13 protein-coding genes and 1 tRNA gene are annotated in these 12066 nt (G+C 63.9%); 9 read left to right on the forward strand and 5 right to left on the reverse strand.

Going from position 1 to position 12066, the window contains the following annotated elements:
* From VKT51_02345 to VKT51_02365, 5 genes are all read right to left on the reverse strand, one after another.
* On the reverse strand, positions 1-284 hold a 284-nt coding region (locus tag VKT51_02345; protein ID HLJ83002.1), incomplete at its 3' end, for a hypothetical protein.
* Positions 277-1128 (reverse strand): ABC transporter permease, encoded by an 852-nt coding sequence (locus tag VKT51_02350; GenBank protein ID HLJ83003.1) that lies wholly within the window; start codon positions 1126-1128, stop codon positions 277-279. The genes VKT51_02345 and VKT51_02350, both read right to left, overlap by 8 nt.
* Complete coding sequence (locus tag VKT51_02355) at positions 1106-2047, reverse strand: ABC transporter ATP-binding protein (protein HLJ83004.1); 942 nt, start codon at positions 2045-2047, stop codon at positions 1106-1108. Before VKT51_02355 ends, VKT51_02350 begins: the two co-directional genes overlap by 23 nt.
* A gap of 26 nt (positions 2048-2073) precedes the next feature.
* Positions 2074-3219, reverse strand: coding sequence for a hypothetical protein (locus tag VKT51_02360; protein ID HLJ83005.1), 1146 nt, complete (start codon positions 3217-3219; stop codon positions 2074-2076).
* Positions 3203-3781 (reverse strand): sigma-70 family RNA polymerase sigma factor, encoded by a 579-nt coding sequence (locus VKT51_02365; protein HLJ83006.1) that lies wholly within the window; start codon positions 3779-3781, stop codon positions 3203-3205. The genes VKT51_02360 and VKT51_02365 overlap by 17 nt, the downstream gene beginning before the upstream one ends.
* A 134-nt stretch (positions 3782-3915) precedes the next feature.
* On the opposite strand from VKT51_02365, the gene VKT51_02370 reads away from it, so the two are divergent.
* The 9 genes from VKT51_02370 to fabD all read left to right on the forward strand — a co-directional run bounded on the left by VKT51_02370 (position 3916) and on the right by fabD (position 12065).
* Positions 3916-3989: transfer RNA gene (locus VKT51_02370), tRNA-Cys, on the forward strand.
* 66 nt (positions 3990-4055) lie between these two features.
* Entirely contained in the window at positions 4056-6194 is a 2139-nt protein-coding gene (recG, locus tag VKT51_02375) for an ATP-dependent DNA helicase RecG (protein ID HLJ83007.1), read from the forward strand.
* Positions 6195-6532: 338 nt separating this feature from the next.
* Entirely contained in the window at positions 6533-7168 is a 636-nt protein-coding gene (gene rsmD / locus VKT51_02380) for a 16S rRNA (guanine(966)-N(2))-methyltransferase RsmD (protein HLJ83008.1), read from the forward strand.
* Positions 7165-7665 (forward strand): pantetheine-phosphate adenylyltransferase, encoded by a 501-nt coding sequence (coaD, locus tag VKT51_02385; GenBank protein HLJ83009.1) that lies wholly within the window; start codon positions 7165-7167, stop codon positions 7663-7665. The genes rsmD and coaD overlap by 4 nt, the downstream gene beginning before the upstream one ends.
* A complete protein-coding gene (locus VKT51_02390) occupies positions 7662-8147 on the forward strand; it encodes a hypothetical protein (protein HLJ83010.1) in 486 nt (161 codons plus the stop codon). Before coaD ends, VKT51_02390 begins: the two co-directional genes overlap by 4 nt.
* A 59-nt stretch (positions 8148-8206) precedes the next feature.
* On the forward strand, positions 8207-9175 hold the full coding sequence (locus VKT51_02395) for a PDZ domain-containing protein (GenBank protein HLJ83011.1): 969 nt from the start codon (positions 8207-8209) through the stop codon (positions 9173-9175).
* A gap of 89 nt (positions 9176-9264) precedes the next feature.
* Complete coding sequence (locus tag VKT51_02400) at positions 9265-9771, forward strand: DUF177 domain-containing protein (protein HLJ83012.1); 507 nt, start codon at positions 9265-9267, stop codon at positions 9769-9771.
* A 268-nt stretch (positions 9772-10039) separates the two neighbouring features.
* Complete coding sequence (locus VKT51_02405) at positions 10040-11098, forward strand: beta-ketoacyl-ACP synthase III (GenBank protein ID HLJ83013.1); 1059 nt, start codon at positions 10040-10042, stop codon at positions 11096-11098.
* A gap of 10 nt (positions 11099-11108) precedes the next feature.
* Positions 11109-12065, forward strand: a complete 957-nt coding sequence (gene fabD, locus VKT51_02410; GenBank protein HLJ83014.1) for an ACP S-malonyltransferase — start codon at positions 11109-11111, stop codon at positions 12063-12065.
* Position 12066 lies beyond the last annotated feature (1 nt).

The raw sequence follows: 12066 nt of genomic DNA on the forward strand, positions 1-12066 counted from the left end.
AGCGCGTACGATCTGCCGCCAGGGCCTCCGCTGTACGAAGTATCGACGATCATCGCGCCCGTGAGGCGGCATGGCGAACCGGTAAGTGCGGATGCGGCGATCGGCACGCGCGGATCGGGCAGCTGCGCCGTCCGTCGACACGATGGCTCGTGCGCATACACCTGAGCTGCCTGAGACAGCGCTGATTGCACTGCGATGTAATGAGCAAAGACGGTCGGCGCTATCGCTAGCGCGACGGCGACAAGTCCGTAGAGGATGTAGACGAGCGCTGTGGCCCTAGACATCGCGGCGCTCGAACGAAGCGATCGCCGCCACAAGCATGCCGGCGACCCACAGCGCCGTCCAGATAAGGTAGGCGTGCGTCGGCGGTGATGTGACGGTGATCGGATTGACGGTCAGCTGCGCACTGGCCGCCACCATGAGCGTTGGCTCGAGGCTGAAGATAGCGCCACGCCACAATCCGCCTGTGGGTACGATGAGGCTGACGATCGTGCAAGCCGTGCGGATCGCGCCGTTGTGATACGCCGTCGCGACCGCATCGGCGACCTGAGCTATCCAAGCCACACCGTAGAGAGCGACACAGACGATTCCGACGGCGATCGGCGAGAATCGCGTACTGCCGGCGATGCCGAGCGCGAGCAGGACGACGGCCCCGGAGGAGATGTACGCGAGCGCCGCTGCCGGATGGGGAGGCGCATAGCCCGTTATCGCATGGATGACCGAAAACTCCAGCGCGCCCGTGATGAAGACGTACGCGCCGATGGCGACCGCTAGGCCAAGAAATCTTCCTAGCACGACGTCGCGGCGGCGTAGCGGTCTCGGCAGGATTGCGAGCGCGATGCCGCTCTCGATATCGCTCGCGATCGAAGGAGCGGCGAGAAACGCGCCGCCGACCGCAAGCACCATGCCGAACATATGCGCCAGCAGGATGACTTGCATGGCATTTGCCATCGCTTCTTCCCCGCCGCCTGCGGCCGCGGAGGAATGTGCGAGCGAGAACTCATGCAACTTGTAGAATGCCCAACCCGTAAGACCGACGCAGATCGCGGTGAGCGCGGCTACCGCCCCGACGACGCGACGGCGGACCAGCTCGAAAAGTGTGAGCCTAGCGATTATCAGCAGCGGCATCATCCGGCTCTGCGAGAAGATTGAGGAAGCGTTCTTCAAGCGTCGGCGTTTCGCCGGCCACAGCAAGTATTCGGGCCCCGGCGGCGGCGAGTGCGCGGACGAGATCTGGGGTCTTCGCGTCCGCGATGCCGTCGACGAGCAAGGTCAAGGCGCCGATCTGTTCGACGCGGCCGAAACGCGCTGCGATCGCCGCAGCATCCGGCGACGCTTCGGCCAGCCTGATTCTCACCCTGGTCGAGCGGCCGAGAAGATCCGCAAGATCACCCCCTCCGACCACGCGTCCCCGATCGATGATCGCCACTCGATCGCAGACCTGCTCGACTTCGCTCAGCAGATGTGAATTCAAGAAGACCGTCGCACCGCGCGACTTGACGGCGCGAAGCACGTCGCGCACCTCGCGCCGGCCGAGCGGATCGAGCGCAGACGTCGGTTCGTCGAGGAAAACGATTTCGGGCTCGGCGACGAGCGCGACCCCGAGTCCCAGCCGTTGCTGCATCCCCTTGGAATAGGATGCGACCCGGTCATCGCCGCGTTCCCGCAGTCCGACAAGTTCGAGGACGTCGTCGATCGCCGTGCGTCGCCGCGCGCGCGCGACGGAAGCAAGCGTGCAATGAAGCTCGAGAACCTCGCGCGCGGTCAGCCAATCTTGAAAGCGGAACAGCTCAGGCAAATAGCCGACGCGGCGACGCATGTCCAGATCGGAAGGTGGAGCGCCGAGTATCGATGCTTGACCGGACGTCGGGTGAGCAAGGCCCAAGAAAAGTTTTATCGCCGTCGTCTTCCCCGCGCCGTTCGGGCCGAGAAAACCGAATATCTCGCCGCGCGGCACGGACATGTTCAACCCGCGCAGCCCGGCGATCTCACCGTACCACTTCGTAAGATCTTGAGCAAAGACGGCGGGCGTGCTGTCCGGTCGCAATGGTGGTGGGGCAGCGACAGATGCGATCAGCGCATGCTCTCTGCGATCGCGAGAATGTCGCGTTGCCGGAGCTGCCCGGCGACCGCGTGGATCACGCCGTTTTTCTGCCAGATCACGATGCCTCCCACGCCGGTGTCATCTCCGATGCCGAGTGCGTCGACGCCTTGCACGCGAACGCGCTGGCCAAACGCGCGATCGATCGGCACGGGGATCGGAACGGTCGTGGTTGGATCGCCGATCGCTCGGATCTGGGCGGCCAACGCGGGCGATACCCCGGGTTGCTCGAGAAGGTACGTCTCGATTTCGGCGACGGTCGCACCGGTGGACGTCACCGTCGGAACCGGCGCCTGTACGATGACGAGCGGCGGAAAGCTGCGCTCCCGTGATGCGTCCGCGCTCGTCTCGCGGCGCGGCGGCGATTCCGAACTTCGAACTGCGATTGGCTCGCCGTATGCGACGATGACGGCGGGCCGCGTCCGAAGTTCGAGCGTCGAGCCGTCAAGCGTCCGAGGCATGTTCTGTTGCGGGCGGCCGCGCGGTGTCGTCGCCCACATCTTTCGCGCGCTGAAGGTGAAACTGGAATCGGAACCCGACGTGACGGAGTATCTCGCGCCGGAAGGAACGCCCTTCGGCAGCCACGTGGGAATTTCCAGCGGGAAACCAGCGAGCGCGGCGGCGGCCGCCGGTCCGGTCACACTGCGGACCTGAGGCGCGACGCGCTGCGTCATGGTGCCGAAGCGGGTGAGATCCGGAAGAGAGACGATCTCGCTGCGGCTCACCGGCAGCGCGACAAACTGTTCGGGTTCGAAGATCGTCAGGAAATTGCGCGCGTACGTGCCCGCGGGCGTGCACGCGAGCAGACACACAGCCGCCGCCGCTGCGGTGGCGGCGATCAGCCAAGGTCCGGAAAGCGCAAAAGAGCGACGTCGAGCAAGGCGCGCAGAAACGGACCGCCACGCAGTCGCGCTATCGGCAGCTTGATCCTGGATCTCCGGCGCATCAGCGCGCAAAGCGCTCCGAAAAGCGGCTTCTATCTGACCGGCATCATCGGCCATGGTGCGAAGCTTCGCCTTGCATGCTTCGCACGACGCGACATGCGCAGCGTGCGCGAGGCTGAGGGAGCGGTCGTCGTCTAGATATCGCCGAAGCATGCCGTCAACGGGATGGCCCATCTTCAAGCTCCTTTTTCAGGGCGAGTTCCGCCCGGCGCAACAACGTGCCCACTTGATTCGCGTTCATGCCGAGGGCTGCACCGACCTCGGCGTATGACAGACCCGCGTGTCGCAAGGTCAACGCTGTGGCATGCCTCGTACCGATCCGGGTCAGCGCGACGCGGACGCGGTCGCGCATCTCACGCTCGGCGATCGCAGCGGACGGGTCAGAAGGCGGCGTCACTGCGCGTGCTGCGACGACGGCATCAGCCATCTCACGCTGTCGGCGACGTTTGCGAGTTCGAAGTTCGTTCAATGCTGCATGAGCGGCGGCGACGTGAAGCCAGCGCGCAGCATAGGCGGCTTGCGGCCGATGGAGCCGATGAAACGAAACGAAGACGTCTTGCGCTACGTCCTCTGCCGCGTGCACATCAAAGAGAACACGCCGCGCGATCGCGACGACTTTGCTGTATTCGCGGTGGAAAAGAGCCTCGAACGCGCAGCTCTCCCGTTCGTTTGCGAGCGTAGAATCCAACCGTAACGCGATTTCCGCCAACTGCGCCTCCGCACGAGGATCATTCACGTATCCGATTCTTTCAGCACCGCGGGCTCGCGCGATGTGACATGGTACGCTTACTTTGTATCGCAAAGGAAGTCCTGCACGCCGTCGCGCGCCGGGAGGGAGCGGGCGTACCTCGCCGAAAATCGAGCGGTCGCGGCGACATAGCCAAGTGGTAAGGCAGGGCTCTGCAAAAGCCCGATCCCCAGTTCGACTCTGGGTGTCGCCTCCACGACAGTCCGCAGGGCCCCTTGTAGGCCCTCGCTCCTATCTCACGCTCGTTGATCTCACGGAGTCCATGGCGCGCGCGACGAGTACGACGCGAAACGTCCCGCCGAGCCGCTTGAGCATGCCGCTGAACGAACTCAGCGGCGTCACGCCGGCGCTCGTTTCGCTTTTCGCTCGGCTTGGTGTGCTCACGGTCGGCGATTTGATCCGACACTATCCTCACCGCTACGACGATCTACGCGAGATAACGCCAATCGCGAGCCTCGCGCACAACGCAGCGAGCGAAGCGAACGTGATCGGCATCATCCGTCAGTTCTCGCACGTACGGCTGCGCGGGCGAGTCAAGTCGAAGTCGACGGCCGTCATCGACGACGGCACAGGACAACTGCAAGCGGTCTGGTTCGGGCGTCCGTATCTCGGTAAGCAGCTCAGCGTCGGCACGCGCGTCTTCGTTCGCGGTCGGGTCGAGAGCACGCTCGCCGGCGCGAAGATGTCGGTATCGCAGCATCGCGTCGTCGCATCTGGTGAAGAACTGATCGGCGAACTCGTACCGGTCTACGCACTGACCGCAGGGTTGCCGAATCGCGTCGTCCGCCGATGGGTCGGTCGCGCGCTCAACTTTATCGCCACCGATGCGGCAGCCGTCGCGGAGCTCGACCCGTTGCCGGCGCCGGTCAACGCCCGGCACGCCTTTCGCGACGCGCGCTGGGCGCTGCAGACGATACACGCACCGGGATCGCTCGAAGACGCCGCGCTCGCTCGCAAGCGGCTTGTATTCGAAGAGTTCTTTCTGCTTGCGGCTCATGCGGCACGGCGCCGTGCCGAGTATGCCGGCGAGCGCGCGCCGGATTTCGGAATCGTGTCGTCGTCTAAGGCGCGAGCTTCCTTTGCCGCGGACGTCGAAAGCCTGATGCCGTTTCGGCTCACCGCGGCACAGAGGCGCTGCGTCGCCGAACTGACATCTGACATGCTCCGCGCCGCGCCGATGAACCGGCTCCTGCAAGGCGACGTCGGATCGGGCAAGACTGCGGTCGCCGCCGCTGCGGTATTGCTCGCTGCGCGTGCCGGTCACCAAAGCGCGTTCATGGCCCCGACCGAGATCCTTGCGATGCAGCATTTCCAAAAATTAGGTCCGCGTTTGGGTGCGAACGGCATCAGGTCCGCGCTGCTCGTCGGCGGACTGCGCGCGCGCACAAGGGCCGAAACGATTGCACGGATCAAAGAGCATGACGTCGAACTCGTCGTCGGCACACACGCGCTGCTGACGGACGATGTCGAATTCAGCTCGCTCGGACTCGCGATCATCGACGAGCAGCACCGCTTCGGCGTGCTGCAACGCGCGGAACTTCGCGCGAAGGCCGGCGGCTGGACGCCGCATACGCTCGTGATGACCGCTACGCCCATTCCGCGTACGCTCGCGCAAGCGCTGTATGCAGATCTGGATTTGAGCGTGCTCGACGAATTGCCGCCCGGCCGGCGTCCGGTGAAGACCTTCGTGCGCACGCCGGAGCAGAAGGAGAAGATATTTGCCTTCGTGCGGGAGCGCGTCGGCGAGGGCAGACAGGCGTACGTCGTCTGCGCGGCGATCGATGAGTCGGAAAGCGCCCTGCATTCGGCCGTAGAGCAAGCCGAGGAGTTGCGCCGCGGTGCGTTCGCCGGACTCCGCGTCGCGCTTCTCCACGGCAAGATGACGACGAAGCAGAAGGACGAGACGATGCGGCTGCTTGCCGACGGCTTCATCCAAGTGCTCATCGCCACGACAGTCGTCGAAGTGGGAATCGACGTGCAGAACGCGAGCGTGATGGTCGTGCTCGATGCGGACCGTTTCGGACTTGCGCAACTGCATCAGCTGCGCGGGCGAGTCGGCAGAGGTGCCGACGCGTCATATTGTATTCTTGTCGCGTCCGACCGATCGGGAGAAGAACGGGAACGCCTGGATATTCTGGCTGGGACGAACGATGGATTCAAAGTCGCCGAAGCGGACTTCCGTCTTCGCGGCAGTGGCGATTTCGCCGGAACGCGGCAACACGGGCAATCGGAACTGCGACTCGCAGATCTCATCCGCGATCTGCCGGTCTTCGAAGAAGCGAAGAGAGAAGCAGATCTCGTCTTTTCCCGCGATCCCGAGCTCAAGAAGCCTGCGAACGCGGCCCTCAAACGCACTCTCGATGCCCGCGAACGCTCCGCGTCTCTTCGCATAACGTCCTGACTCCGGTCAGGCTGTCGCGGTCATGCCCCGCGCCCCGCGCCCCCGCACCCCCGCAAACGGGGATGCCGTTATCGGGGACGCGGCGGAGAATCGGGGCTACCAACTTCCGCCGCTCTATGCCGCCACGTCGGCACGGCATGCCCCACGAGGACGCTCCATCGCTCCCATCCAGCTCGCTCTGTCGCTCGATTCACTCCGCGTCCCCGGCAACGGCACCGCCGATGATGCGGAGTTGAGATGTAACCGTAGCGCGGCATGCGGTGCGGACTTTGAGCTGCCGGTAGGGTGCAGAGTCGTGCTAAATGGAGGATACGAAGCCTCGTCCAACTAGGACCACCATGCGATTGTCAGGAGGCACGAGCGCTCGGCGCGTGGTCGCGGCCCCACGCGGTGAGAGAACGAGACCGACGTCCGCCAAGGTGCGCGAGGCGCTATTCGCAGTGCTCGGCAAGCGCGTGCAAGGCGCGCGCGTGCTCGACCTGTTCGCCGGCTCCGGCGCACTTGGGTTGGAAGCGATCTCGCGCGGCGCGGCGTCGGTGGTCTTCGTCGAAAGCGATGCCGCGGCGGCGATGACCGTGCGTCGCAACGCTGTTGCGGTGATCGGTGACAAAGAACGGTTTCGGATCATGCCGATCACCGCGCTGCGTGCGCTGCGCAGATTGCGCGGCGCGTTCGACATCGTCCTGATCGACCCGCCATACGATCGCGGGGCTCGGGAAGAGCTCGTCACGCTGATGCAACGCAGTCTCGTGACGCCCGACGGCATGGTCGTCGTGGAGCACCGAAGCAGCGAAGAGGTAGCGTTTCCTGCATCCCTGCGAGTGTTGCGTTCGACGAAGTACGGCGACACAGCGCTCACGTTTGCCTCGGTCGTGCCCGGGCGCGACACGGCACCACAGGCGGAGAAAGTCGAAGCCGCGCGCGAGCAGCCGCGCGCTCGCCAAAAAAGCCGCCGTTCGGGTCAAACGTCATGACCCCGTCGCACGATGCGCCGGTGATCTATCCCGGCAGTTTCGACCCGATGACGAACGGTCATCTCGACGTAGCGCGGCGAGCTGCGCGCACGTTTCCGCATGTGGTGGTCGCGGTCGTCGCCAACCCGAACAAACGGCCTTTGTTCTCCGCGCATGCGCGCGTCGCCATGCTCCGCGACGCCTGCAGTGGGCTGCCCAACGTCGAAGTGGCGTCCTTCGACGGGCTGCTTGTGGACTTCGTGCGCCTGCGTGGCGCCCGTCTTATCGTGAAAGGCCTTCGCATCGTGGCAGACTTCGAAGGTGAATTCACGATGGCGCTTATCAATCGTAAACTCGCAGGCAACGTCGACACGATGTTTCTGCCTGCGAGCGTCGAATACGCTTACGTATCGTCATCGAGCGTGCGCGAGATTTTCGCGCTCGGCGGTGATGTGTCGGATTTCGTGCCGCCATCGGTGCTCCGCGCCATGGCAGACCTTCGGAGGGACGTCGGATGAGCGTCTATCGGGTAATCGACAAGCTGGAAGCCGAAGTGAAAGGCGGCACGTGGCTGCCCTTCGGGGCTCGCATCGTCGGGCGCGACCAGATCCTCGATCTCATCGAGAAACTGCGTTCGAGTCTACCGGAAGAAGTGAGCACGGCAAAGGCCGTCACGAAAGAAAAAGACCGGCTCCTCGCTCAGGCAAAGGAAGACGCAGAGAATATTCGCGCCGAGGCGACCGATCAAAAGTCGCGCGCGCTCTCGGAATCCGAGATCGTTCGCCAAGCGCAGACGAGAGCGGACGGCATCATCGCCGAGGCCGAGAAGCGTGCGCGAGAGGTGCGCCGAGGCGCCGATGAATATGCCGATCAGATCCTCGGCGGACTCGACGCGACCCTGACAAAATCGCACGCTGAAGTCCAAAAGGGACGCCAGACATTGGCAACCGGACGCCAGAGTTCCGGAAATGGCACGACGCGCGAATCCGTGCGGCAGTAGTCAGGACGCTGTCTTTGCGCGAACTCGCCGCTCGCCGACGGAGTTATCTACGCGCCGGCGTGTGGGCGTTCATGGCCGTCGTCGTCATCATCGTCGGCTGGTTGCCGATACCGTATTTCATCTACGGGCCCGGCGCTGCGGTCAGTCTGAACGACGCGATCGCGGTACCGGGCAAGACGCCGCCATCCGGTAAGCTCTATCTCACCGACATCCGGCTCTATCCCGGTCGTCCGATCGTCTATGCGATCGCGGCGGTGCTGCCGGGATTTGAGATAGTCAAACGATCCGATCTCGTGCCGCCAAATGTCACCGACCGGCAATTGAACGTCGAGCTCGTCGACGCGATGACCGAGAGTCAGCTCAACGCGCAGGTCGTCGCGGAGCGGGCGGCCGGCTTGCCCGTGCGCGCCACCATCGTCTACGTCGTGCAAGGCACGAAGGCGAAGACGCCGGCTGCGCGCTGTTTCCGCCCGGCCGACGAAATCGTCGCCATGGACGGCCGGCCGTTCGGCACGGACGACGACCTTCTTCGGACCACGGCGCTTCACAGAGCGGGCACCGCATTTCACCTCACGGTCAAGCGCGCCAACAGACGGATCAACGTGACATGTCAGACGTACGATCTCGCCGGCAAACCGAGATTCGGCGTGTACATCCAGCCGCAAACGCGCGCCATTAAGCTGCCGGTCGCCGTGACGTTCAATCTGCCGGACGTGAACGGATCGTCGGCCGGTTTGATGTTTTCACTGCAGATCTACCGCACGCTGACCGGTGCCGACATCACCGGCGGCCGGAGCATCGCGGGAACAGGCGTGCTTGCGGCCGATGGCGGCGTTTCAGCGATTTCAGGTACGAGGGAGAAGATCCAGGCCGCTATCCGTGCGGGAGCAACCGTATTCTTGGTGCCGGTCGACAATTATAAGGATATCGCCGGCACACGAGGCATCCAAATCATTCCAGTTCGGTCGTTTTCACAGGCTCTGCACGCCCTTGCTCTGCAGTCCGTCCCGAAAAACAAAACGGTTTGACATAGTCGCGGCCCTTTTCTATAATAAGAAGCGAAATGTCGATTGGCCCGTCCGATTTCGGCGGGCTTTCGTGCGCTCGTAGGCCTGTCGTGAAACTTTCCGTCGCTCGTCTTTTCGGGCCTGAATTCGCCGCCATCGATGTCGACCAGCTGCTCAGGTTCGATGGCGACTTGGGCTCTCGATATCCGGACGGAGTCCGGATGATCGCGCAAGCGACGAAGATCGCGCACGGCGTTCACGTCGAGGGCGCGATCACCGGCTGCGAACACGAAACATGCGCGCGCTGCCTCGAACCGTTCGAGCGCGATGTGCGAGTAGATGTCGAGGAGACGTATAGCGAAGACGTGCCGGAGAGCGATGCGATGTTCGGTGATGTGGCGCCGTTGATCGGACGCTCGATCGATCTCACAGAATTGGCCGCGCAGCTGCTCGAAGTCGACGAGCCGATCGCAGCGGTATGCGACGAAGCGTGCAAGGGCATGTGCGACTCATGCGGGCAGAATCGGAACATCGGATCGTGCACGTGCGCGGAACACGCGATCGATCCTCGTCTGGCAGGCCTGGCTCGGAGCTTGCAAGAACGCCGCGAGTCATAGAGCCGCAATAACCTAAGCGCGCATAGAACAAGGACATTCATGGCGAATCCGAAGCAACGACGAAGCAAATCGAATACGCGCTCACGCCGAGCGAACTGGAAGACGGCCGCGCCGCCGCTCAGCACGTGTCCGCAGTGCAAGCAGCCGCGACGGCCGCATTTCGCGTGTGCCAACTGTGGATTCTACGACGGCCGGCTCGCGGTAGCGCAAAAGGAAGCAAGTCAATCGGGGAAGAGTCCTCAATCGGCGCAGGGCTGATCGCCGCACAATGAAGGGCTTCGGCGTCACCATCGCCGGCATCGGGCGATACGCCCCTGCCGGCATTTTGTCGAACAGCGATCTCGAGAAGCTCGTCGAGACGAGCGATGAATGGATCGTCCAGCGCACGGGCATGCGCCGGCGGCATATCGCAAGCCCGGAGCAGGCCACCTCGGACATAGCGATTCCGGCCGCGCGGGCCGCGCTTGAAGCGGCGGGGCGTCAGGCTGCGGACGTGGACTGCGTGATCGTCGCGACCGCGACACCCGATTATCTCTTTCCAGCCACAGCGTGCATCGTCTCTTCGGCGCTCGGCGTGAGCGGCAAGCCGGCATTCGACATTTCCATAGCGTGTTCTGGTTTCATCTACGGCATGACCACGGCGGCCTCGCTCATCCGCGCGGGCGTTTTCAAGTCCGTGCTTTTGATCGGCGCCGAGACGCTCTCGAAGATCGTCGACTACACCGACCGTTCGACATGCGTGCTGTTCGGCGATGGAGCGGGAGCGGCGCTCTTCGAGCGGAGCGATGAGGACTGTTTTCTCGGAGCCGATCTTGGCGCCGATGGAGCCGACCCCACCGTGTTGTATCTGCCCGGCGGCGGAAGCCGCTTGCCGTTCAACACAAACGGAAAGGCCGACCGAAGCGCGGGTTTCGTGCAGATGCAGGGCCAAGCCGTATTCAAGTTCGCCGTCAATATGATGGCGCAGGCGTCACGCAACGCGCTGGCGCGAGCCGATCTCACGCCCGAAGATGCGGATTTTGTGGTGCCGCACCAGGCCAACGCGCGAATCATCGATGCGACCGTCAAGATGTTGAAATTGCCGCCGTCGAAGTGCGTCACGAACATCCAAGAGTATGGCAACACGTCGTCCGCGTCCATTCCGCTGGCTCTTTGTGAGGCGGTGGCGGATGGCCGCATCCAACCAGGCAACGTGGTGGTCTTCACAGCGTTCGGAGGCGGGCTCTCATGGGGTGCCGTTGCATGGCGTTGGCGTGGAGCGCGCGTGGGAACATTGCCGCCGGAGAACATAGAACCCGAGCGCCCGGCGCACATCGTTCCAGCGTGACCTCTTCGTGATGCCGACGATAGGCGTGGTCTTTCCCGGGCAAGGGTCGCAAGCGGCGGGCATGGGAGCCGACGCCGCCGCGCACGTGCCTGCGGCTCGCGAATGTTTCGAACGAGCGTCCGCTGTGCTCGGGTACGACCTGCTCGCACTGGTCGTAGACGGAGACGAAGCTCGCCTTCGCGATACGCGCATCAGTCAGCCGGCTATATTCACCGCGAACGTCGCGATCTATCGCGCGGTCGAAGCCGCCGGCTTCACGCCGATCGTGTCGGGCGGCCATTCCTTCGGTGAGTTCTGTTCGCTTACGATCGCGCGCGCCATCGGATTTGACGATGCGGTTGCGCTCGTGCACGAGCGAGGTCTCGCGATGGGCGAGGCTGCCGACGCGAGCCCCGGTGCGATGGCCGCAGTCATCGGGTTCGACCAGGCGACGGTCGAAAAGCTGTGCGCGGAAGCGCGCGCGGCGAGCGGCGCTCGCGTGGACGTCGCCAACCTCAACGCGCCGGTCCAGATCGTCGTCTCCGGCGACGAAGCGGGCGTTAATGAATTGTGCGAGCTCGCGAAGGCCGGCGGCGCAAAACGGGTCGTCATGCTCAACGTTTCGGGCGCGTGGCACAGCGAGTTGATGGAGCCGGCTATGCGGCGCTTCGCGGCGCACATCGAGAAAGCGCCGTTCGCGTTGCCGGCATTCGACGTGATCGGAAACGTCGAAGTCGCGCCATATAGAAACATCGAGGACATCCGCCGCTGCTTGATCGCGAGTCTCTGCGCACGAGTGCGTTGGCATGAGACCTCGGTGGCGATCGCCGCGCGTAAACCGGATCTTCTCGTGGAATGCGGTGCCACGCCCGTGCTCGCGCCGATGCTGAAGAGAATCGACGGAGTATCCTCGGATCGCGTGTTCCATGTAGCCGATCATGCCGGCGTTGAACGGTTGATCGCGGCCGGCGAGCGCTTGACAGTATGAG

Source organism: Candidatus Eremiobacteraceae bacterium (assembly GCA_035295225.1).
Classification (GTDB): domain Bacteria; phylum Vulcanimicrobiota; class Vulcanimicrobiia; order Eremiobacterales; family Eremiobacteraceae; genus JABCYQ01.